Genomic DNA, 22,591 nt, shown 5'->3' on the forward strand with positions numbered 1-22,591 from the left:
GGGCCCTGTTTCCGGCCGCCACCCCCCCCCACACCCCCCCCCCCCCCGCCCCCCACCCCCCCCCCCCCGGGGGGGGGGGGGGGGGGGGGCGGGGGGGGCGCCCCCCCCCCCGCCCCCTTCCATCGACGGCATCTGTTCGGTATCAATTCGCCCAGGGCGTACGGCAGACCTGTCGAAGACGGCGGAATTACGAGCTCGGCAGAGTACCGTCGGATTAGCGAGACCGGCCGCCGTTTTTGCGGCCAGATCGCCTCACAGCACCAGGCCCCGGACCCCCGCGGGGCCCCTGGCGAAGGGGAAGCACCTCGTGGCACGCATCGGAGACGGTGGCGACCTGCTCAAGTGCTCGTTCTGCGGCAAGTCCCAGAAGCAGGTGAAGAAGCTCATCGCCGGGCCAGGCGTGTACATCTGCGACGAGTGCATCGACCTGTGCAACGAGATCATCGAGGAGGAGCTCGCGGAGACCTCCGAGGTGCGCTTCGAGGAGCTCCCGAAGCCCCGCGAGATCTACGAGTTCCTGGACCAGTACGTGGTCGGCCAGGACACCGCCAAGAAGTCGCTCTCGGTCGCGGTCTACAACCACTACAAGCGCGTCCAGGCCGGCGAGGCCGGGCGCAGTGGTGGGAACGGCCGCGAGGACGCGATCGAGCTGGCCAAGTCCAACATCCTGCTGCTGGGCCCGACCGGCTCCGGCAAGACCCTGCTGGCGCAGACGCTGGCCCGGATGCTGAACGTGCCGTTCGCGATCGCCGACGCCACCGCCCTGACCGAGGCGGGCTACGTCGGCGAGGACGTCGAGAACATCCTGCTGAAGCTCATTCAGGCGGCCGACTACGACGTCAAGAAGGCCGAGACCGGGATCATCTACATCGACGAGATCGACAAGGTGGCCCGCAAGAGCGAGAACCCGTCGATCACCCGGGACGTCTCCGGCGAGGGCGTCCAGCAGGCGCTGCTGAAGATCCTGGAGGGCACCACCGCGAGCGTCCCCCCGCAGGGCGGCCGCAAGCACCCGCACCAGGAGTTCATCCAGATCGACACCACCAACGTCCTGTTCATCGTCGGCGGCGCGTTCGCCGGCCTGGAGCGGATCATCGAGGGCCGCGCCGGTGCCAAGGGCATCGGCTTCGGGGCCACGATCCGATCCAAGCGCGAGTCGGACGCCAGTGACCACTTCCGCCAGGTGATGCCGGAGGACTTGGTCAAGTTCGGGATGATCCCCGAGTTCATCGGCCGCCTCCCGGTGATCACCAGCGTGCACAACCTCGACCGCGAGGCGCTGCTGCAGATCCTCACCGAGCCGAAGAACGCGCTGGTGAAGCAGTACCGCAAGCTCTTCGAACTCGACGGTGTGGAGCTGGAGTTCAGCCGCGACGCGCTGGAGGCCATCGCGGACCAGGCGATCCTGCGCGGCACCGGTGCCCGTGGCCTGCGGGCCATCATGGAGGAGGTGCTGATGTCGGTGATGTACGAGGTGCCGTCCCGTCAGGACGTGGCCCGCGTGGTGGTCACCGGTGACGTGGTCTCCAAGCACGCCATCCCGACGCTGGTCCCGCGCGACATGATCAAGCGCGAGCGGCGCGACAAGAGCGCCTGACACCAGGTCACACGCAGCGGCCCCCGTCCTCACCGAGGACGGGGGCCGCTGTGCGTGCGGTGCGGGAGGGCCTACTTGGGGGCCATCATGGCGTCCCGGATCGCCCGGCTCTGCGAGGCGGCCTCGCCGGGGCTGATCGCCGTGGTGGTGCCGGTCAGGCTGATCTTGCTGAAGGTCACCGAGCCGTAGCCGGAGTGGTTGGCCCAGACGCAGATCGGGATGTCCACGGTGCTGGCGGTGGCCACGCCGCAGGACAGGTAGCCGCCCTTGTCCTTGGTGTCCTCGGCGGAGACCTCGGCCAGCGGGGTCTTCCAGCTGAGCTTGCCGGTGCTGGTCATCTGGGTGTTGACCTGCTTGATGATCGCCTGCGGGTTGTCGATCTTGCCCCAGGACCCACCGATGGTGATGGTGTCCATCAGGTCCTTGCCCTTGTTGTAGCTGGCCAGCAGACCGCCCTCGTAGCTGGCACCGGCCACCGCCGAGCCGGCCGGGGCGTCCTTGCTGGACTTCAGCGCGTAGCCGCCGGGCAGGGTCGGCGGGGCGGCCAGCTTGTACTTGCCGGCCGAGCCCTTGCCGGAGGAGCCGCTGCCGCTGCCCGATCCGCCGGTGGTGGTCGAGGAGGAGGACGTGGTGTCGTCCTGCGTGGCCTTCCAGGCGGCGTAGCCGCCACCGCCGAGCACCAGGGCGCCGACCAGGACGCCGACCACGATGGCCGGGGTGTGGTTCTTCTGCGGCCCGGGCATCGGCTGAGCGAACTGCGGCTGGCCGTAGCCGGGCTGGCCGTAGGGCTGCTGGTGGGGCTGCGGCTGCGGGTAGCCGTACCCCTGCGGTTGCGGCTGGCCGTACGGGGGCTGCGGGGCGCCGAACTGCGGTGCGGGCGGCTGCTGTTGGGGTGCCTGCGGGTAGCCGTAGCCAGGTGCCGGCGGCGGGGCCTGCTGGCCGTACGGCGGCGGCGGGGGCTGCTGGCCGGGCTGGCCGTAGGGGGGCTGCGGGGCACCGAACTGCGGAGGCTGGCCGTACGGTTGCTGCGGCTGGTCCTGTGGTGGTCCGTACATCTGCACTCCCCCTGTGGCCGCCCCCGGCGGCGTTCCAACGGCGTTCCAACGGTGAGTAGGGCACGGTACCGCATGGGTGTTCGCCGCCCCCCGTCCGGGTGCCGGGCGGAAAGGCGGTCGTGAACGCTCTCCCGGCTTACGTAAACTGTGCGTCGTGACCGACACCACGAACCAGCGCCCCGGCACCTTCGACGGGGACAACGCAGCCACCCTCCCGACGACCTACGCCCCGGCGGAGGTAGAGGGCGTGCTGTACCAGCGCTGGGAGGAGCGCGGTTACTTCACCGCCGACGCCAAGAGCGACAAGCCCGCGTACACCATCGTCATCCCGCCGCCGAACGTCACCGGTGCGCTGCACCTCGGCCACGCCTTCCAGCACACGCTGATGGACGCCCTGACGCGCCGTAAGCGGATGCAGGGCTTCGAGGCGCTCTGGCTCCCCGGCATGGACCACGCGGGCATCGCCACCCAGAACAAGGTGGAGCAGCAGCTGGCCGAGTCCGGCCTCTCCCGGCACGACCTGGGCCGCGAGGCCTTCGTCGAGAAGGTCTGGGAGTGGAAGGAGAACTACGGCGGCCGGATCCTCGGCCAGATGCGCCGCCTCGGCGACGGCGTGGACTGGTCCCGCGAGCGCTTCACCATGGACGAGGGCCTGTCCAAGGCAGTCCAGACCATCTTCAAGAAGCTCTTCGACGACGGCCTGATCTACCGCGCCGAGCGCATCATCAACTGGTGCCCGCGCTGCCTCACCGCGCTCTCCGACATCGAGGTGGAGCACGAGGACGTCCCCGGCGAGCTGGTCTCGATCCGCTACGGCGACGGCGACGACTCGATCGTGGTCGCCACCACCCGGGCCGAGACGATGCTCGGCGACACCGCCGTGGCCGTCCACCCGGAGGACGAGCGCTACACCCACCTGATCGGCCGCACCATCAAGCTGCCGCTGACGGACCGTGAGATCCCGGTGGTCGCGGACGAGCACGTCGACCCGGAGTTCGGCACCGGCGCCGTCAAGGTGACCCCCGCGCACGACCCGAACGACTTCGCCATCGGCCAGCGCCACGGCCTGCCGAACCTGACCGTGATGGACGACCACGGTGTGATCACCGTGCACGGCCCGTTCCTCGGCCTGGACCGGCTGGAGGCCCGCTCGGCCGTGGTCGGCGCGCTGCGCGAGCAGGGCCGGATCGTCGCCGAGAAGCGGCCCTACGACCACTCGGTCGGCCACTGCTCGCGCTGCCACACCATCGTCGAGCCGCGGCTCTCGCTGCAGTGGTGGGTCAAGGTCGAGCCGCTGGCCCTGGCGGCCGGCGACGCCGTCCGGGACGGCCGGGTCGACATCCACCCGAAGGAGCTGGAGCGCCGGTACTTCGACTGGGTCGACAACATGCACGACTGGTGCATCTCGCGCCAGCTCTGGTGGGGCCACCGGATCCCGGTCTGGTACGGCCCCGAGGGCCAGGTCGTCTGCGTCGGCCCTGACGAGCAGGCGCCGACCGGCGAGGGCTGGCACCAGGACCCGGACGTGCTGGACACCTGGTTCTCCTCCGGCCTGTGGCCCTTCTCCACCCTGGGCTGGCCGGAGCAGACGCCGGACCTGGAGAAGTTCTACGCGACCGACGTGCTGCTCACCGGCCACGACATCATCTTCTTCTGGGTCGCCCGGATGATGATGTTCGGCCTGTACGCGATGGACGGTCAGGCGCCGTTCAGGACCGTCGCGTTGACCGGTCTGGTCCGGGACCAGTTCGGCAAGAAGATGTCCAAGTCCTCCGGTACGGCGGTCGACCCGCTGGACTGGATGGACCAGTACGGCGCCGACGCGGTCCGGTTCACCCTGGCCAGCGGTGCCAACCCCGGTGCGGACGTGCCGGTCGGCGAGGACTGGGTCAAGGGCTCGGGCAAGTTCTGCAACAAGATCTGGAACGCCACCCGGTTCGCCCTGATGAACGGCGCCACGGTCGAGGGCCCGCTGCCCGCGTCCGAGGAGCTCACGGCGGTCGACCGGTGGATCCTGTCCCGGCTGAACGCCACCATCACGCAGGTGGACGCGCTCTACGAGGACTTCGAGTTCGCCAAGGTCTCGGACGCGCTCTACCACTTCGCCTGGGACGAGGTGTTCGACTGGTACGTCGAGCTCTCCAAGACCACCCTGTTCGCGGGCGGCCCGCAGGCCGACGCCGCGCGCCGGGTGCTCGGCGAGGTGCTCGACAAGACGCTGCGCCTGCTGCACCCGATCGTGCCGTTCGTCACCGAGACCCTGTGGACCACGCTGACCGGCGGCGAGTCGCTGGTGATCGCCGAGTGGCCGAAGGCCGACACCGGGCGGATCGACGGCGCGGCCGAGGCCGAGATCGCCACCGTCCAGCAGGTGGTCACCGAGGTCCGCCGGTTCCGCTCCGACCAGAACCTGAACCCGGGTCAGCGCCTCCCGGCCCGGCTGGAGCTGGCAGGCACCGCACTGGCGGCGCACGAGGCCGCGATCCGTTCGCTGGCGCGGCTGACCGAGCCCGAGGAGGGCTTCGCCGCCACTGCCTCGCTGCCGGTCGCGGGCATCACCGTGGCGCTCGACCTGTCCGGCACCATCGACGTGCCGGCCGAGCGCAAGCGGCTGGCCAAGGACCTGGCCGCTGCCGAGAAGGAGAAGGACCAGGCACTGGCCAAGCTCGGCAACGAGGCCTTCCTGGCCAAGGCGCCGGACAACGTGGTCGACAAGATCAAGGGCCGTCAGGCGGCCGCCGAGGCCGACATCACGCGGATCACCGCGCAGTTGGCCGCGCTGCCCGCGAGCTGACGCCGTACCGGCCGAGGGCCGCACACCCGCTCCGCGCGGGGGTGCGGCCCTCCGTCGTTCCCCCGAAAGGGAACTGATTGTCCGTCGGCTCACGTCCCCTCGGATAACCCGTTCGGCCGAATTCCCTCACGTACGCTGGTCGGCGGCGGACGTGCACGAAGAGTTTTCAATACGGGAAGGCGGCGGCCAATGACGGGTACCCGGCAGGGGCGTGGGCAGGACATCGGGATCGACCTCGGAACGGCCAACACGCTGGTCTACCTCCGCGGCAAGGGAATCGTGCTGAACGAGCCCTCGGTGATCGCGGTGGACCGGAAGACCGGCGAGGTGCTGAGCGTCGGCGCCGAGGCCAAGCGCACCCTCGGCCGCACCCCGGAGGACGTGATCGCCTCCCGGCCGCTCCAGGACGGCGTGATAGCCGACTTCGAGGGCACCCGGCAGCTGCTCCGCCACCTGATGGCCAAGGCCACCGGGAGCGGCGGCCGGTGGTTCCGCGCCAAGCCCCGGGTGGTGGTCTGCGTCCCCAGCGGCATCACCGGGGTCGAGCGGCGCGCGGTGATCGAGGCGGTGGGCAGCGCCGGGGCCCGTTCGGTGCACCTGATCCAGGAGCCGATGGCGGCCGCGATCGGTGCCGGCCTGCCGGTGCAGGAGCCCACCGGCTCGATGGTGGTGGACATCGGCGGCGGCACCACCGAGGTGGCCGTGGTCTCGATGGGCGGCATGGTGGCGGCCGGCTCGATCCGGGTGGCCGGGGACCGGATGGACGAGGTGATCGCCAAGCAGGTCAAGAAGGACCACGGCCTGCTGGTCGGCGAGCGCACCGCCGAGGAGATCAAGCTGGCGATCGGCTCGGCCGAGCCGGACGAACTCTTCGAGGGCGCGGCCGAGATCGAGGTGCGCGGCCGGGACGCGGTGCTCGGCCTGCCCCGCACCGCCCTGGTGACGGCGGCTCAGGTGCGCGAGGCGGTGGAGGAGCCGGTGGCCGAGATCGTCGCCGAGGTGAAGCGCACCCTGGACCGCTGCCCGCCGGAGTTGGCCGGGGACGTGATGAGCCAGGGCATCGTGCTCACCGGCGGCGGCGCGCTGCTGCGCGGGCTGGACCGGCGGATCGCCCGGGAGACCGGCCTGCCGGTGCGGGTCGCGGAGAATCCGCTGGACTGCGTCGCGGTCGGTTCCGGCAAGTGCGTGGAGGAGATCGAGGAGCTGCGCCGCACCTTTGCGGTGAGTGCCTGAGTGAGTGCCCGAGTGAGTGTCTGAAGGAATTCCCGAAATGGCGTAGGCCGATCGGGTCTGGTTCTTTTGCGCGCGGGTTAAGGGGTGTTTGCAGTTCGACTGTGTACGGTAAGTGGGTGTTCCGGGACGAGGTAGTCGACTGACGGGAGGGCACGGCGTGGTGGTGACCAGGGAGTTGGCCGACGAACTGCCGACGGAGCGTGTGACCGAGGCGAAAGCGAGGGCGGCCACCCTGTTGCTCGCGTTCCGGCACGGCAATCAACTCGCCTTCGACCACGAGCTGGAGCTGCTGCTCGTGGAGAACGCCGAGAGCGAGGTGACCACCCTGCTGGTGTGGATCGCCGCCGAGGCGGTCCGCAAGGCGTACGCCCCCCAGGTGGCCGACCGGGTGCTCCGCGCACTGGCGCGGCGGGCACCCGACGACACCTCCCAGGTGGACACCGAGGAGGAACTCGTCGGTGTGGCCGAGCTGTTGGAGGCGGTGGACGTCGGGGACGTGGCCACCGTCCGGGCCTTGGTGGCCGCCACCCCCGACACCACCTTCCTGCTCGGCGGGCTGCTCCAGGCGGTCGCGATGATGCTCCCCTTCCTGCCGGAGGGGGAGCTCACCGAGATCGTCACCGAGCTGCGCCACCGGCACGGGGCCCGGACGGGCATCCCGCGCCAGGGCTGACGCCGGGGCGGCTACGGCATCGCGTGCAGGTGGCCGCCGACCGTGGTGGCGATCCCGCCGCCCGCCTTGGCGTCCCAGTTGGTCGACCAGGTCATCGCGCCGCCGATGCCGGGCCACTTGGTGTCGGGCTTGAACGTGCCGCAACTGGTGCCCGCCGCCAGGCAGTCCAGCGCCGCGTTGACCACGCTCGGGCTGACGTAGCCGCCGCCCGCCGCACTGGTGGAGGCCGGCACGCCGAGGCCGACCTGACGCGGTGCCAGGCCGCCCTTGAGCTGGATGCAGGCCAGTGCGGTGAGGAAGTTGACGGTGCCCTGGGAGTACACCTGGCCGTCGCAGCCGAGCATCGCGCCGGAGTTGTAGTACTGCATGTTGACGATGGTGAGGATGTCCTTCACGTTCAGCGCCAGCTTGAAGTACTCCGCGCCGGTGGACTGCATGTCGATGGTCTGCGGGGCCATGGTGAGCACGAAGCCGCTGCCGACCTTTCCGGCCAGGGAGTGCAGCGCCTGGCCCATGTAGGTGGCGTTCACCCCGTTCTCCAGGTCGATGTCGATCCCGTCGAAGCCGTACTCCTGGATCACCGAGGCCGCGGTGTTGGCGAAGGTGGTCGCGGAGGCCGAACTGTTCACCGCCACCGTGCCGTTCTGCCCGCCGACCGAGACGATCACCTTCTTGCCGGCCGCCCGCTTGGCCGCGATGTCGGCCTTGAACTGCGCGGCCGTGTACCCGCCGAGCTTTGCCGACAGCGCCGGGTCGAGGGTGAAGGAGATCCCGCCGGGCGTGCCGGTGGCGTCGGCGAAGGAGACCGCGAGGATGTCGTACGCGGCGGGGGCGTCGCTGATCCGCTGCACGGTGGCGCCGTTGTCGAAGTTCTGCCAGTAGCCGGTCAGCAGGTGCTTGTTCGGCGGCTGCGACCCGCTGGGGGACGGGCTCGGGGACGGACTGGGGCTCGGAGACGAGCTCGGGCTGACGGAGGGGCTCGGCTTCGGGGTGGTCGCGCTGGACGAGGGCTTGGGGTCGCCGGGGCCGATCAGTGAGATGTCGTCCATCAGGAACGAGCTCTGGCCGTACCAGCCGTGCAGGTAGACGGTGACCGCGGTGGCCGAGGCGCCGGTGGTGAAGGTGGTGCTCAGCTTGGTCCAACTGGTGCTGCTGGTCCAGGTGGAGGCGGTCGCGCCGCCCTCCGCGCCGAGGTAGACGTACGGGCCGTTCACCCAGGCGCTCAGCGCGTAGGCGGAGTTCGGCCTGACGGTGACGACGGTGGTGCACTTGCCGTTGTCGCTCGCGGTGGGGGTGACGCGCAGTGAGACGCCCCGGCCGCCCGTGGAGTCGGGCTGGCCGGAGCTGTTGGAGCAGGTCCACGGGTAGACGTGGTTCCCGCTCTCCAGGTTGCCGTTCTCGATCAGCTCCACGTCGCCGGGGGCCGCCGCTGCGCCGGGGGTGGTCAGCAGCAGGCCGACCAGGGCCAGGGCGGCGGCCACCAGGGCGACCAGGAACGCGTTCACCGTGCTTCTTGCGCGCATGCCATCTCCGTGTGGGGGAGTGAGGATGGTGCGGAGCAGTGCAGGGGGCCAAGTACCGGTCTGGACCAGTGACTTGGGTCACACGGTGGAGTAGACCACTCAGACTGTCAAGGGCTCGGCCAGCGCCAGGGTCAGCTTGGCGATCCGCTCGCTGGCCAGACCGTCGCCGTACGGGCTGGGGGTGGCGGCCAGCCGGGCCAGCCGCTCGGGGGTGTCGGTGAGCCAGGCGGCGGCCAGCGCGCCGAGCTCCGGGCCGGGCGGCACCAGGGCGGCGAAGCCGGCGTCCACCGACTCCGGCCGCTCGGTGGAGCGGCGGACCACCAGCAACGGCCGCTTGAGCACCGTGCACTCCTCCTGCACGCCGCCCGAGTCGGAGACCAGCAGTGCGGCGTGCCGGGCCAGGCCGAGGAAGTCGCCGTAGCCGACCGGCTCGGTGACGGTCAGCCGGGACAGCAGCGGGTCCAGGCCGAAGCGTTCCACGGCGGCCCGGGTGCGCGGGTGCATCGGGAAGAGCACGGCGGTGCCGGCGGCGGCGATCCGGTCCAGCTCGGTGAGGACGGCGCCGAGCGCCTCGGCGGTGTCGGTGTTCTCCGGGCGGTGCACGGTGGCCAGCACGTAGGAGTCCTCGGCCAGGCCGTACCGGGCCAGCAGGGCGGATCGCGCGGCAGCGGGCGGGAGCTGACGCTCCACCACCTCGACCACGGTGTTGCCGGTCAGCTCGACCGCCTCGCCGGTGACCGACTCGGCACGCAGGTTGGCGGCGTTCTCCTCGGTGGCCGCGCAGAGCAGGTCGGCGATGTGATCGACCATCACCCGGTTGTGCTCCTCGGGCATGGCGCGGTCGTGGCTGCGCAGCCCGGCCTCCACGTGCACCAGCGGGATGCCCAGCGCGTTGGCGGCCAGCGCCCCGGCCAGGGTGGCGTTGGTGTCGCCCTGCACCACCACGGCGCCCGGGCGCTCGGCGGTGAACGCGGACTCCAGCTGGGCCAGCGCGGCGGCCACCTGGCCGGCCCTCGGGCGACCGCCCACGCCGGTGAGCAACTCGGGCTCGGGCAGGTCGAGTTCACGCAGGAACTGGCCGGACATGGCCTCGTCCCAGTGCTGCCCGGTGTGCACCAGGCGGGCGGCCGGGCCGAGTTCGTGGATCAGCGGAGCGAGCTTGACCAGCTCGGGGCGGGTGCCCAGGACGACGGCGATCCGGCCGGGGGAGGGGGTGCAGGCGGTCATGAGCGCTCCGTTCAGGCTTCGAGTGCGGTGGGGGCGCCGACGGCGGTGCGTTCGGCGTTGCGCCGGGTCTTGGCCCAGCCGTTGCGGCCGCGGAGCAGCCGGATGGCGGCCCGGGTGGCGACCAGGAAGATGTGGTACGTGTACAGCCAGAGGCCGATCCCCCAGAGCAGTCCGGTCAGCCGACTGCGGTCGGGGTGCACGGTGCGGCGGTAGGACAGGCCCCAGAGCACCAGCGGCAGCGCCGCGACCAGGAAGACCAGTGCCATCCACGGGCCGAACCGCCCCTCGAAGGCCAGCGCGTCCTGCGGGTAGAAGATCCGGGTGGCCAGCGAGATGCCCAGCGAGACCGGGAAGAGCAGCACCAGCAGCACCGCCGCCACCGGCTGGAGGAAGGTGTAGAGCACCTCGGCCTTGCCGAGGAGCCCGTAGTGCTTCGACCTGAGGACCCGCCCGGTGTAGCGCAGGCACTGCATGTTGCCCTGCGCCCAGCGGGTCCGCTGGGTGAGGAAGCGCCGGCCGGAGACCAGGCCCTCCTGGGAGACCCGGGTCTCGTGCACGTGGGTCAGCCGGTAGCCGGCCAGCCGCAGTTCGAGGCCGGACTCGTAGTCCTCCAGCAGCGCCCGCTCGGGCCAGGGGCTCCGCTCCTCGCCGGCCAGCGCGTCCAGCGCGGCGAGCCGGACGAACTGGCCGTTCCCGCCGAGGCCGACGCTGCCGGTGCGCCGGCGCAGCAGCTGCATCCCGGCGTTGCTGGCCTGGAACTCGACGTCCTGCATCCGCACCAGGTAGCGGGCGAAGCCGTTGGCGATCCGGCCGCGGCCGGGCAGCGGACGCTCGTCGTCGGCGTTGCGCATCCGGACGCCGATCTGCACCGCGCCGGTGTCCTGGCGGCCCATCGCCCGGTCGGTGGCGACCATCGCCAGCGTGCTCGGCTCCAGTTCGCCGTCCGCGTCCACCACGCCGAGTACCACCCGCTCGGGGTCGGTGCCCTCGGGCAGCCGGGCGGAGATCTGCCGGTAGGCGGCGTTCAGCGCGGCGCCCTTGCCGATCCGGGCCTCCGGCCGGCGGCGCTGCACCAGGTGGATCCGCGGGTCCCGCGCGGCCGCCTCCAGCACCAGCTCCCGGGTGCGGTCCTCGCTGTCGTCGTCCACCACCCAGAGGTGGGCCTCGGGCGCGCTGCGGCGCAGCCCGTCCAGGGTCTGCCGGACCACGGCCTCCTCGTCCCGGCAGGGGATCACCAGGTGCCACTCGAAGGCGCCCGGGTCACCCGGCTCGGCCGGGCGGTTGCGCCGGAAGGAGTCCGCGGAGCCGGCCCAGTAGAGCAGGAACCGGCCGAAGACCAGGACCATGTAGGCCAGCAGCAGCAGGGAGAGCGCCTGGGCGGTCCACAGCACCTGCGTCTCGCGGGCGCGGAAGAAGGAGTGCAGAACGTCCAAAGAAAGGCTCCCAGAGATGATCAACTATGAATCCATGGTGATCACCGTTGGTCGCCATTGAATCTGACTCTACCTGGGGACTTTGCTAAATGTTTGCAAGGTGACCGGACTCACCCGCCACGGGGTCCCCTCGGGCTCCGTACACTGTGCGCGTGAGCGACAAGGCCCCGCAGAACCCGTACACGATCCGCCCCGGCAACCCGGAGGCCGCCGATGAACAAGGCGAGCTGCGCGAGATCGAGACCGCCCTCTCCAAGCGCTGGCCGGAGAACAAGATCGAGCCCTCGCTCGACCGGATGCGGGCGCTGATGGACATCCTCGGGCAGCCCCAACGGGCCTACCCGTCGATCCACATCACCGGGACCAACGGCAAGACCTCCACCGCCCGGATGATCGAGCAGCTGCTCAACGCCTTCGAGCTGCGCACCGGCCGCTACACCAGCCCGCACGTCGAGTCGGTGACCGAGCGGATCAGCCTGGACGGAGCGCCGATCAGCGTCGACAAGTTCATCGAGACCTACCGGGACATCGAGCCCTACGTCGAGATGGTCGACCAGCAGCAGCCCATCGCTATGTCCTTCTTCGAGGTGCTGACCGGCATGGCCTACGCGGCCTTCGCGGACGCCCCGGTCGACGTCGCCGTGGTCGAGGTCGGCATGGGCGGCACCTGGGACGCCACCAACGTCATCGACGCCGCCGTCTCCGTCATCACCCCGATCGGCCTGGACCACACCGACCGGCTGGGCGACACCACCGGTGAGATCGGCGCCCAGAAGGCCGGCATCATCAAGACCGGCGGCCTGGCCGTGGTCGCCCACCAGCCGCTGGACGCCGCCGAGTCGATCCTGCGCCGCGCCGTCGAGGTGGACGCCACCGTGGCCCGCGAGGGCATGGAGTTCGGCGTGATCCGCCGTGAGGTGGCCGTCGGCGGACAGATGGTGACGCTCCGTGGGCTCGGCGGCGTCGAGTACGAGGACATCTTCCTTCCGCTGCACGGCGCCTACCAGGCGCAGAACGCGGCGCTCGCGCTCTGCGCGGTCGAGGCCTTCTTCGGCGTCGGCGGCAAGGGCGGCGACCGGCTCGACCTCGACAAGGTGCGGCAGGCCTTCTCCGGCGTCTCCTCGCCCGGCCGCCTGGAGATCATCCGGCGCAGCCCCACCGTCCTCCTGGACGCCGCGCACAACCCGCACGGCGCCCGGGCCAGCGTGGAGGCGATCCGCGAGTCCTTCGGCTTCTCCAAGCTGGTCGGCGTCATCGCCACCAGCGGCGACAAGGACGCGGCCGGCTTCCTGGAGGCCTTCGAGCCGATCCTGGCCGAGGTCGTCATCACCGAGAACTCCACCCACCGCGCCACCCCCGTCGACCAGCTGGCCGCCATCGCGGTCGAGGTCTTCGGCGAGGACCGGGTCCGGGTCGAGCCCCGCCTCGACGACGCCATCGAGGCGGCGATCACGGCGGCCGAGGAGGACGACCTCGGCGGCGCCGGCGTCATCATCACCGGCTCGGTGATCACCATCGGCGAGGCCCGCATCCTGCTCGGGAGGAAGTGACATGCGGATCCTCTGCTCCTCCACCCTGATCGGCGAGGCACTGCTGATCATGTTCGCGGCGCTGGTCGCGATGCAGCTCTCCGACGTCGGCACGGGCACCGTCTGGGGGGTGAGCGGGGTCGCGATGCTCCTCTGCGTACTCCTCTGCGGCGCGATCACCCGCCCCGGCGCGGTGGCGGTCGGCTGGGCCCTCCAGGTGGGGCTGATCCTCAGCGGCTTCATCCTCCCCACCATGTTCGGCCTCGGCGTGGTCTTCGCCGGCCTCTGGTGGTGCTCGGTCCACTACGGCCGCCGCATCGACGAGCTCAAGGCCGCCCGCGCCGCCGCCGCGACGGCGTAAGCGGCCAGGGGCGCGGGGCTCTGCTGATCTGCGGCTCCGCCGCGGGGCGCGAATCGGAAGGCGGCCCACCTGCAACTGACCCACCGTCAGCCAGTCGCAGGTGCTGCCGTTCCCCCGCGCGCAGTTCCTCGCGCCCCTGCGGGGCGCTGCCCTGCCGGGCCTCGGGCGTACATTCACGCAAGGTAACCTTCTGGGTGACCGACGCCTAGTCCCCAGGAGCCGTACCGTGTCCCAGCGCACTCTCGTCCTGCTCAAGCCCGACGCCGTCAAGCGCGGCCTCGCCGGCGAGATCATCAGCCGGATCGAGCGCAAGGCCGGCTGGCAGCTCGCCGCCGTCGAGCTGCGGACCTTCGACCGCGCGACGCTGGAGGAGCACTACGCCGAGCACGTCGGCCGCCCCTTCTACGAGCCGCTCCTGGAGTTCATGACCGCGGGCCCGTCGATCGCGCTGATCGTCCAGGGCGAGAACGTGATCCCGGGCGTCCGGGCCCTCGCCGGTGCGACGGACCCGCTGCAGGCCGGCCCCGGCACCATCCGCGGGGACTTCGCGACCATCACCCGCGAGAACCTGATCCACGCCTCCGACTCCGAGGCCTCCGCCGAGCGCGAGATCAAGATCTTCTTCCCCTCGCACGCCTGACGGACGGTCATCACCCGGCCGGTCCCCGCCCCCCGGGGACCGGCCGGGTGAATATCGGCGTTTGATCCTCATATACGGAACTCGGAACCCCGACACGGCGTCCCAATCCTCGGAGATGCCGTCGGGCCGCCGGAGAATGGGCGGCGTCCCGTACCTCGCAGTCCGAGCAGTCCGCGAAGACCGGCGTGGCTACGATGGAGCACAACTCACGGGCCCGGTACGGCTGTCCGCCGCCGCTCGCCCCATCTCCCCGCCATCTGCATCCGAGCTCGGGAAGGCACCACACACCCCATGGGCAACAACCTGTCGTTCATCGGCCGTGACATGGCGATCGACCTCGGCACGGCCAACACGCTGGTTTACGTCCGGGGCAAGGGGATCGTGCTCAACGAGCCCTCGGTGGTCGCGGTGAACACCAACACCGGCGGCATCCTCGCGGTGGGCTCCGAGGCGAAGAAGATGATCGGCCGCACGCCGGGCAACATCGTCGCGATCCGCCCCCTCAAGGACGGCGTGATCGCCGACTTCGAGATCACCGAGCGGATGCTGCGGTACTTCATCCTGAAGATCCACCGCCGCCGCTACCTGGCCCGCCCCCGCGTCGTGGTCTGCGTGCCCTCCGGCATCACCGGAGTGGAGCGCCGCGCCGTGATCGAGGCCAGCGCCCAGGCCGGCGCGCGCCAGGTGCACATCATCGAGGAGCCGATGGCGGCCGCGATCGGTGCCGGGCTCCCGGTGCACGAGGCCACCGGCAACATGGTGGTGGACATCGGCGGCGGGACCACCGAGGTCGCGGTGATCTCGCTGGGCGGGATCGTCACCGCGCAGTCCATCCGGGTGGCCGGGGACGAGCTGGACAACGCGATCGTCCAGCACATCAAGAAGGAGTACAGCCTCCTCCTCGGTGAGCGCTCCGCCGAGCAGATCAAGATGAGCATCGGCTCGGCCTTCGCCCTGGAGGGCGAGAAGGACGAGCACGCCGAGATCCGCGGCCGCGACCTGGTCAGCGGGCTGCCGAAGACCGTGGTGATCTCCGCGGCCGAGGTGCGCGAGGCGATCGACGAGCCGGTGAACTCGATCATCGACGCGGTGAAGACCACCCTGGACCAGTGCCCGCCGGAGCTGGCGGGCGACGTGATGGACCGCGGGATCGTGCTCACCGGCGGCGGTGCGCTGCTGCGCGGGATGGACGAGCGGCTGCGCCGGGAGACCGGCATGCCGATCCACATCGCGGAGAACCCGCTCGACTCGGTCGCGCTCGGCTCCGGCAAGTGCGTCGAGGAGTTCGAGGCGCTCCAGCAGGTACTCGACGCGCAGCCCCGTCGTTAATAGACACAGCACACAAGTCAACTGAGGGGCCCTCAGCCGTCCACAGCGGCCGGGGGCCCGGCACCGAAGGGCAGCTCCCGCACCGTGAGGGACACACGAGAGAGCCGACTACTGCTCGTCCTGCTGGTGGCGGTCGCGTTCGCGCTGATCACCGTGGACATCAAGGGCGGTGAGAGCTCTCCGCTCAGTGGTGCCCGGCGCTTCGCGGCGAGCGCGCTCGGCCCGGTCGAGCGCGCCGCCGCCGGTGCCGTCGACCCGGTCGCGGGCACCGTCCGCGCGGTCCGGGACGCCGGCACCCACCAGGCCCGGCTGGACCAGATCACCCGGGAGAACACCGAACTGCGCCAGCGGGTCGCCTCCTCGGACACCGCCTCGGGCCGCACCAAGCAGCTCGACGAGCTGCTGCGCACCGCGGGCAACGGCGGATACACCGTCAAGGCCGCCCAGGTGATCGCGATCGGTGCGGCCCAGGCCTTCTCCTGGACCATCACCATCGACGCCGGCAGCGACGACGGCCTGACCCGGGACATGACCGTGATCAACGGCCAGGGCCTGGTCGGCCGGATCACCACCATCGCGCCGACCACCGCCACCGTGCTGCTCGCCTCCGACCCCGGCTTCAGCGCCGGCACCCGGCTGGAGGGCAGCGGCGAGATCGGCTTCGCCAACGGCCAGGGCACCGGCCCGATGAAGGTCTCGCTGCTCAACGGCAAGGCCCAGGTCAAGCCGGGGGACCGGCTGGTCACCTTCGGCTCGCAGAGCGGCCGCCCGTTCGTCCCCGGCGTCCCGGTCGGCAAGGTGGTCGAGGTCGAGGCCACCCCCGGCCAGCTCACCAAGACCGTGCTGGTCGAGCCGTACGTGCAGTTCACCCGCCTCGACCTGGTCGGCGTGGTGGTCGTGCCGCCGCGCACCGACCCGCGCGACGCCGTGCTGCCGCCGGCCCAGCCCGCCAACCCGACCGCAGGGGGGAACTGACGATGCGGATCAACCGGATCGTGCTGCCCGCCGTCCTGCTGCTGCTGGCCCTGGTCGTCCAGGTCAGCGTGCTCGGACGGCTCCAACTGCCCGGCGCCACCCCGGACCTGATGCTCCTGGTGGTGGTCGGCCTGGCCCTGGTCTACGGCCCGATGAGCGGCTGCCTGATCGGCTTCGCGGCCGGTCTGCTGGCCGACCTCGCCCCGCCGTCCGACCACGCCGTCGGCCGCTACGCCCTGGTGCTCTGCCTGCTCGGCTACGCGGCCGGCCTGCTCCGCCCCGAGGGCAGCCGCCAGCGCTCGGCGCTCAGCGCGCTGCTGGTGGTCGCGGTCGCCGCGGTGGCCTCCACCCTGCTGTACGCGATGGTGGGCGCCCTGGTCGGTGACACCGCGGCCCGGCACGTCGGCCTCACCGGCCTGGTCCTCAGCGCGCTGCTCTACGACGTGCTGCTGGCCCCCTTCGTGGTGCCCGCCGTGATGGCGCTGGCCCGCCGCTTCGACGGAGCCCCGGTGATCACCGAGTCCGACGACGGCAACAGCTCCGGCCTCGGCACCCTCTCCCGCTACAAGACCACCCGGGAGGTCTCCGCGCTGCCGGGCTACGGCAGGAAGCGGCGGATCCCCGGCCTCGCCAAGCGCCCGTGAGGAGCGACCACCCGTGACCAACATCCCGGAGACCGGCCGCACCCCTCGGGTGACGATCCGTCTGATCGTGCTCCAGGTCCTCGTGCTGTCCCTGCTCGCCACCCTCGGCGGGCGGCTCTGGTACCTCCAGATCCGCACCGGCAAGGAGTACACCCAGAAGGCGGCCGGCAACCACATCCGCGAGGTGGTCGAGCCGACCGTGCGCGGCGAGATCCTGGACGCCTCCGGCCGCATCCTGGCCGGCAACGAGGCCAAGCTGGTGGTCTCGGTCAGCCGCACCGAGCTGCTCCAGCAGAAGGACCGCGGCAAGGCCGTGCTGGCCCGCCTCGCCGAGGTGCTCGGCATGCCCGCCAAGGACGTCCAGGACAAGGTCCGGCTCTGCGACGCCAAGACCCCGCAGCCGTGCTGGAACGGTTCCCCGTACCAGCCGATCCCGGTCACCAAGGCGGCCACCACCCAGCAGGCGATGCAGATAATGGAACGCCGCGAGGACTTCCCCGGCGTCACCGCCCAGCCCACCTCGCTGCGCCGCTACACCGGCGCCGAGGGTGCCAACCTGGCCCAGGTGCTCGGCTACCTCTCGCCCGTCACCGACGACGAGGTGCAGAAGTCCAAGGACAAGCCCGGCCGGGAGCGCCGCCTGCCGGTCGACCAGATCGGCCGGGCCGGCCTGGAGTCCGTCTACGACAACGACCTGCGCGGCACCACCGGCATCGACCGGCTGGAGGTGGACAACCTCGGCCGGGTGATCGGCAGCGCCGGCAAGACCCCGGCCCAGCCCGGCAACAACCTGGTCACCTCGATCGACGCCCGGGTCCAGAAGGCGGTCGAGGACAACCTCGCCCAGGCCATGGTCGACGCCCGCAAGGTGGTCGACAAGGACACCCACCGCAACTACGAGGCCGACTCCGGCGCGGCCGTGGTGATGGACGTGCACACCGGCCGGATCGTCGCGATGGCCAGCGCCCCGACCTACGACCCCAACCTCTGGGTCGGCGGCATCGCCGGCAAGGACTACCAGGGCCTGACCAGCCAGGAGTCCAACTACCCGCTGCTGAACCGGGCCATACAGGGTCAGTCCGCCCCCGGCTCCACCTTCAAGGTGGTCTCCACCGCCGCCGCCGCGCAGGCCGGTTACTCGCTGAACGGCAACTACGCCTGCCCCAGCTCGCTGACCATCGGCGGCCGCGAGTTCAAGAACTTCGAGACCAAGGGCTACGGCTCGATCAGCCTGGCCCGCGCCCTCGAGGTCTCCTGCGACACGGTCTTCTACGGCCTGGCCTACGACCAGTGGATGGCCGACGGCGGCATCAAGCCCAAGAAGGACCCGGCGGACTGGTTCTTCAAGACCGCCAAGCAGTTCGGCCTCGGCGCCAAGACCGGCATCGACCTGCCCAGCGAGGCGGCCGGGCGCATCCCGGACCGCAAGTGGAAGCAGGAGTACTACGACGCCAACAAGGACGCTTGGTGCAAGCAGGCGCAGTCCGGCGGCAACGACTACGGCACCCTGGTGGCCAAGGAGAACTGCGCCGACGGCTACCAGATGCGCGCCGGTGACGCGGTCAACTACTCCATCGGCCAGGGCGACACCCTGGTGACGCCCCTTCAGATGGCCCGGATCTACGCCGCGCTGGCCAACGGCGGCACGCTCTACCGGCCGACCGTGGCCAAGGCCGTGGTCGCCCCCGACGGCTCCCTGGTCCGCGAGATCGCCCCGCACGAGGACGGGAAGATCCCCACCGACGCCCGCACCCTGCAGTACATCGACGAAGCCACCAAGGGCGTCGTCGAGCAGGGCTCCGCCGCCTGGAAGTTCACCGGCGCGGGCTGGCCGCAGGGCAAGATCGAGCTGCACGCCAAGACCGGCACCGCCGAGGTCTTCGGCAAGCAGACCACCTCCTACCTGACCACCTACAGCCGCGACTACGCGGTGGTCATGACGATGAGTCAGGCCGGTACCGGCTCCGGCGCCTCCGGTGACGCCGTCCGCCGGATCTACCAGGCCATCTACGGCGTGGACGACAAGGGCAACGTCGACACCGGCAAGGCGCTGCTCACCAAGCCGCAGGCGGAGCTGCCCAAGTTCAACCCGGACGGCACCGCCGTGCGGCCGGCCTCGTTCGACGGTGCCTTCCAGCCCGGGTCCAGCTTCCTCGACCCGGCGCCGAAGACCCCGCCGACGGTGCCTCAGCTGCTCGCCCTGCCCGCCCTGGAGCCGACCGTCCGGAGGAACCGCGCATGACCTCCTACTCCTCCTCCTACGGGCCCGGGCGGCCGCACGGGGCGGTCGGCAAGGCGCTGGCCAAGGACTCGCCGCTGCGGCGGCTGGACTGGCTGATGATCCTGGCCGCCCTGGTGCTCTCGCTGGGCTCCTCGCTGCTGATCTGGTCGGCCACCCGGGGCCGGGACTCGCTGACCCACGGCGACCCGCAGTACTTCCTCTACCGCCACCTGACCAACCTGGCGATCGGTCTGGGCCTGTTCGTGGTGGTGGTGTTGATAGGGAGTCGCCGCCTGCGCACCGCCGTGCCCTTCGTCTACGTCATCACCCTGCTGATGCTGATGGCCGTGCTCACCCCGCTCGGCTCAACCATCAACGGCGCCAAGGCCTGGATCCAGTTCGGCGGCGGCTTCTCCATCCAGCCCGCCGAGTTCGCCAAGCTGGCCATCGTGCTGGTGATGGCCCTGGTGCTGTCCGCCCAGGTCGACGCGGGGGAGCGGGCCTTCCCCTCGGACCGCTCGGTGCTGATGGCGCTCGGCCTGGCCGGCGTCCCGATGGCCGTCGTCATGCTGATGCCGGACCTCGGCTCGGTGATGGTGATGGGCGTCGCGATCATGGGCATCCTGCTGGCCTCCGGCGCCGCCAACAAGTGGGTCTTCGGCCTGATCACCACCGGCGTCGGCGGGGCGGTGGCGATCTGGCAGCTCGGCGTGCTGAGCAAGTACCAGATCGACCGCTTCGCGGCCTTCGCCAACCCGGCCCTCGACCCCTCCGGCGTGGGCTACAACACGGCCCAGGCCCGGATCGCGATCGGCTCCGGCGGCCTGACCGGCATGGGCCTGTTCAAGGGCACCCAGACCACCGGCCAGTTCGTCCCCGAGCAGCAGACCGACTTCGTCTTCACGGTGGCCGGCGAGGAGCTCGGCTTCGTCGGCGCGCTCGGCCTGATCCTGCTGCTCGGCGTGGTGCTCTGGCGGGCCTGCAAGATCGCCCGGCAGGCCACCGACCTGTTCGGCACCATCGTCTCGGCCGGCGTGATCACCTGGCTGGCCTTCCAGGCCTTCGAGAACATCGGGATGAACCTCGGCATCATGCCGGTGGCCGGCATCCCGCTGCCGTTCGTCTCCTACGGCGGCTCCTCGATGTTCGCCGTCTGGATCGGCATCGGTCTGCTCCAGTGCGTCCGGACCCAGCGGCCGATAGGGATCTGACCGACTCCGTGCGGGAAATTTGACGTAGCCCGGTTCGGCTACCCTTGAGGGTCACCCCGTTCCGCGTCGTAAGGGCTCACCGCATGTCAGTCGAATCGGTCTTCCCACGCCTGGAGGCCCTCCTCCCGCACGTCCAGAAGCCGATCCAGTACGTCGGCGGCGAGCTCAACTCGACCGTCAAGGACTGGGATTCGGCGGACGTCCGCTGGGCCCTGATGTACCCGGACGCCTACGAGGTCGGCCTGCCCAACCAGGGCGTCATGATCCTCTACGAGGTGCTCAACGAGCGCGAGGGCGTGCTCGCCGAGCGCACCTACAGCGTCTGGCCGGACCTCGAGAAGCTGATGCGTGAGCACGGCGTCCCGCAGTTCACGGTCGACGCCCACCGCCCGGTGCGCGCCTTCGACGTGTTCGGCCTGTCGTTCTCCACCGAGCTCGGCTACACCAACATGCTGACCGCGCTGGACCTGGCCGGGATCCCGATGCTCGCGGCCGACCGCGGGCTGGACGACCCGATCGTGCTGGCCGGCGGCCACGCCGCGTTCAACCCGGAGCCGATCGCGGACTTCATCGACGTCGCGGTGGTCGGCGACGGCGAGCAGGCCGTGCTCGACATGAACGAGATCATCCGGGCCTGGAAGGCCGAGGGCCGCCCCGGCGGCCGCGACGAGGTGCTGCTCCGGCTGGCCCGCACCGGCGCCTACTACGTGCCGCGGTTCTACGACGTGGAGTACCTGGAGGACGGCCGGATCGCCCGCGTGGTGGCCAACCGCGAGGGCGTGCCGTGGCGCGTCTCCAAGCACACCGTCATGGACCTGGACGAGTGGCCCTACCCCAAGCAGCCGCTGGTCCCGCTCGCCGAGACGGTGCACGAGCGGATGTCCGTCGAGATCTTCCGCGGCTGCACCCGCGGCTGCCGCTTCTGCCAGGCCGGCATGATCACGCGCCCCGTGCGGGAGCGAAGCATCACCGGCATCGGCGAGATGGTGGAGCGCGGCCTCAAGGCCACCGGCTTCGAGGAGGTCGGCCTGCTCTCGCTCTCCTCCGCCGACCACACCGAGATCGGCGAGATCGCCAAGGGTCTGGCGGACCGTTACACCGAGGACAAGATCGGCCTCTCGCTGCCCTCCACCCGGGTCGACGCCTTCAACATCGACCTGGCCAACGAGCTGACCCGCAACGGTCGCCGCTCCGGCCTCACCTTCGCCCCCGAGGGCGGCTCCGAGCGCATCCGCAAGGTCATCAACAAGATGGTCTCGGAGGAGGACCTGATCCGTACGGTCTCCACCGCGTACGGCAACGGCTGGCGCCAGGTGAAGCTGTACTTCATGTGCGGCCTGCCCACCGAGACCGACGAGGACGTCCTCCAGATCGGCGTGATGGCCAAGAACGTGATCCAGAAGGGTCGCGAGGTCACCGGTCAGAACGACATCCGCTGCACCGTCTCCATCGGCGGCTTCGTGCCCAAGCCGCACACCCCGTTCCAGTGGGCCCCGCAGCTCTCCGCCGAGGCCACCGACGCCCGCCTGGCCAAGCTGCGCGACTCCATCCGCGGCGACCGCAAGTACGGCAAGAACATCGGCTTCCGCTACCACGACGGCAAGCCCGGCATCATCGAGGGCCTGCTCTCCCGCGGTGACCGCCGGATCGGCGCCGTGATCCGCGCCGTCTACGAGGACGGCGGCCGCTTCGACGGCTGGCGCGAGCACTTCTCCTTCGACCGCTGGATGGCGGCCGCCGAGAAGGGCCTGGCCGGCACCGGCGTCGACGTCGACTGGTACACCACCCGCGAGCGCACCTACGAGGAGGTGCTGCCCTGGGACCACCTGGACAGCGGCCTCGACAAGGACTGGCTCTGGGAGGACTGGCAGGACGCCCTCGAAGAGGTCGAGGTCGACGACTGCCGCTGGACCCCGTGCTTCGACTGCGGCGTCTGCCCCCAGATGGACACCCAGATCCAGATCGGCCCCACCGGCAAGAAGCTGCTGCCGCTGACGGTCGTCAACTCGTAGGATCCGGCGCGTACCTGACGGCCCCTCCCGTGCGGGAGGGGCCGTCCCGCTTTGAGACGGGGGAGTACCTGATGGAGCAGCGGGAGGGGCCGGGCGGCTGCCTGACCGGGGTCGCCAAGGTGATCGCGCTGGTG

General features: G+C 70.8%; 17 protein-coding genes. 13 read left to right on the top strand and 4 right to left on the bottom strand.

Annotation, left to right across the window (positions count from 1 at the left end; genetic code table 11):
• Positions 1 to 307: 307 nt before the first annotated feature.
• Positions 308 to 1,597: an ATP-dependent Clp protease ATP-binding subunit ClpX gene (clpX, locus tag ACZ6ZR_RS20245; protein ID WP_465644152.1), complete on the top strand. Its 1,290-nt coding sequence runs from the start codon at positions 308 to 310 to the stop codon at positions 1,595 to 1,597.
• Between the two features lie 71 nt (positions 1,598 to 1,668).
• Here clpX and ACZ6ZR_RS20250 read toward each other — a convergent pair whose 3' ends face one another.
• A complete protein-coding gene (locus tag ACZ6ZR_RS20250; RefSeq protein ID WP_465644153.1) occupies positions 1,669 to 2,652 on the bottom strand; it encodes a hypothetical protein in 984 nt (327 codons plus the stop codon).
• A gap of 154 nt (positions 2,653 to 2,806) precedes the next feature.
• Here ACZ6ZR_RS20250 and ACZ6ZR_RS20255 point away from each other — a divergent pair, with 154 nt between their 5' ends.
• The 3 genes from ACZ6ZR_RS20255 to ACZ6ZR_RS20265 all read left to right on the top strand — a co-directional run bounded on the left by ACZ6ZR_RS20255 (position 2,807) and on the right by ACZ6ZR_RS20265 (position 7,352).
• Positions 2,807 to 5,446, top strand: coding sequence for a valine--tRNA ligase (locus ACZ6ZR_RS20255; protein ID WP_465644155.1), 2,640 nt, complete (start codon positions 2,807 to 2,809; stop codon positions 5,444 to 5,446).
• A gap of 189 nt (positions 5,447 to 5,635) precedes the next feature.
• Entirely contained in the window at positions 5,636 to 6,679 is a 1,044-nt protein-coding gene (locus ACZ6ZR_RS20260; protein WP_465644156.1) for a rod shape-determining protein, read from the top strand.
• Between the two features lie 157 nt (positions 6,680 to 6,836).
• Complete coding sequence (locus ACZ6ZR_RS20265; RefSeq protein ID WP_465644157.1) at positions 6,837 to 7,352, top strand: hypothetical protein; 516 nt, start codon at positions 6,837 to 6,839, stop codon at positions 7,350 to 7,352.
• Between the two features lie 11 nt (positions 7,353 to 7,363).
• Here the strand turns inward: ACZ6ZR_RS20265 and ACZ6ZR_RS20270 are convergent, their stop codons facing one another.
• The 3 genes from ACZ6ZR_RS20270 to ACZ6ZR_RS20280 form a co-directional block, all read right to left on the bottom strand.
• Positions 7,364 to 8,875, bottom strand: coding sequence for a chitinase (locus tag ACZ6ZR_RS20270; RefSeq protein ID WP_465644159.1), 1,512 nt, complete (start codon positions 8,873 to 8,875; stop codon positions 7,364 to 7,366).
• A gap of 99 nt (positions 8,876 to 8,974) precedes the next feature.
• Positions 8,975 to 10,102: a non-hydrolyzing UDP-N-acetylglucosamine 2-epimerase gene (wecB, locus tag ACZ6ZR_RS20275; RefSeq protein ID WP_465644160.1), complete on the bottom strand. Its 1,128-nt coding sequence runs from the start codon at positions 10,100 to 10,102 to the stop codon at positions 8,975 to 8,977.
• A gap of 11 nt (positions 10,103 to 10,113) precedes the next feature.
• The gene (locus tag ACZ6ZR_RS20280; protein ID WP_465644161.1) at positions 10,114 to 11,535 is read right to left on the bottom strand and encodes a glycosyltransferase family 2 protein; all 1,422 of its coding nucleotides are present in this window, start codon (positions 11,533 to 11,535) and stop codon (positions 10,114 to 10,116) included.
• Positions 11,536 to 11,687: 152 nt separating this feature from the next.
• Between ACZ6ZR_RS20280 and folC the strand changes: the two genes are divergently transcribed.
• From folC to ACZ6ZR_RS20325, 9 genes are all read left to right on the top strand, one after another.
• Positions 11,688 to 13,085, top strand: coding sequence for a bifunctional tetrahydrofolate synthase/dihydrofolate synthase (gene folC, locus ACZ6ZR_RS20285; RefSeq protein WP_465644163.1), 1,398 nt, complete (start codon positions 11,688 to 11,690; stop codon positions 13,083 to 13,085).
• A 1-nt stretch (position 13,086) separates the two neighbouring features.
• The gene (locus ACZ6ZR_RS20290; RefSeq protein WP_465644164.1) at positions 13,087 to 13,425 is read left to right on the top strand and encodes a DUF4233 domain-containing protein; all 339 of its coding nucleotides are present in this window, start codon (positions 13,087 to 13,089) and stop codon (positions 13,423 to 13,425) included.
• A gap of 226 nt (positions 13,426 to 13,651) precedes the next feature.
• Positions 13,652 to 14,065, top strand: a complete 414-nt coding sequence (gene ndk / locus ACZ6ZR_RS20295; RefSeq protein ID WP_465644165.1) for a nucleoside-diphosphate kinase — start codon at positions 13,652 to 13,654, stop codon at positions 14,063 to 14,065.
• Between the two features lie 303 nt (positions 14,066 to 14,368).
• Positions 14,369 to 15,394, top strand: coding sequence for a rod shape-determining protein (locus ACZ6ZR_RS20300; protein WP_345282492.1), 1,026 nt, complete (start codon positions 14,369 to 14,371; stop codon positions 15,392 to 15,394).
• 84 nt (positions 15,395 to 15,478) lie between these two features.
• Entirely contained in the window at positions 15,479 to 16,369 is an 891-nt protein-coding gene (gene mreC / locus ACZ6ZR_RS20305; RefSeq protein WP_465644167.1) for a rod shape-determining protein MreC, read from the top strand.
• Between the two features lie 2 nt (positions 16,370 to 16,371).
• Positions 16,372 to 17,013, top strand: a complete 642-nt coding sequence (mreD, locus tag ACZ6ZR_RS20310) for a rod shape-determining protein MreD (protein ID WP_465644169.1) — start codon at positions 16,372 to 16,374, stop codon at positions 17,011 to 17,013.
• Positions 17,014 to 17,026: 13 nt separating this feature from the next.
• Entirely contained in the window at positions 17,027 to 19,255 is a 2,229-nt protein-coding gene (gene mrdA, locus ACZ6ZR_RS20315; RefSeq protein WP_465644170.1) for a penicillin-binding protein 2, read from the top strand.
• On the top strand, positions 19,252 to 20,445 hold the full coding sequence (rodA, locus tag ACZ6ZR_RS20320) for a rod shape-determining protein RodA (RefSeq protein WP_465644171.1): 1,194 nt from the start codon (positions 19,252 to 19,254) through the stop codon (positions 20,443 to 20,445). Before mrdA ends, rodA begins: the two co-directional genes overlap by 4 nt.
• Before the next feature lie 83 nt (positions 20,446 to 20,528).
• Positions 20,529 to 22,457 (top strand): TIGR03960 family B12-binding radical SAM protein, encoded by a 1,929-nt coding sequence (locus ACZ6ZR_RS20325; RefSeq protein WP_465644172.1) that lies wholly within the window; start codon positions 20,529 to 20,531, stop codon positions 22,455 to 22,457.
• Positions 22,458 to 22,591: the final 134 nt, after the last annotated feature.

The sequence above is a fragment of the Kitasatospora sp. NPDC088742 genome (genome assembly GCF_055584905.1).

What these genes read in the sequence shown, in the direction of transcription:
- ACZ6ZR_RS20250 (WP_465644153.1), bottom strand. Translation starts at nt 2,652, where the DNA reads ATGTACGGACCACCACAGGACCAGCCGCAGCAACCGTACGGCCAGCCT.
- ACZ6ZR_RS20260 (WP_465644156.1), top strand. Translation starts at nt 5,636, where the DNA reads ATGACGGGTACCCGGCAGGGGCGTGGGCAGGACATCGGGATCGACCTC.
- ACZ6ZR_RS20270 (WP_465644159.1), bottom strand. Translation starts at nt 8,875, where the DNA reads ATGCGCGCAAGAAGCACGGTGAACGCGTTCCTGGTCGCCCTGGTGGCC.
- wecB (WP_465644160.1), bottom strand. Translation starts at nt 10,102, where the DNA reads ATGACCGCCTGCACCCCCTCCCCCGGCCGGATCGCCGTCGTCCTGGGC.
- ACZ6ZR_RS20290 (WP_465644164.1), top strand. Translation starts at nt 13,087, where the DNA reads ATGCGGATCCTCTGCTCCTCCACCCTGATCGGCGAGGCACTGCTGATC.
- mreD (WP_465644169.1), top strand. Translation starts at nt 16,372, where the DNA reads ATGCGGATCAACCGGATCGTGCTGCCCGCCGTCCTGCTGCTGCTGGCC.
- rodA (WP_465644171.1), top strand. Translation starts at nt 19,252, where the DNA reads ATGACCTCCTACTCCTCCTCCTACGGGCCCGGGCGGCCGCACGGGGCG.
- ACZ6ZR_RS20325 (WP_465644172.1), top strand. Translation starts at nt 20,529, where the DNA reads ATGTCAGTCGAATCGGTCTTCCCACGCCTGGAGGCCCTCCTCCCGCAC.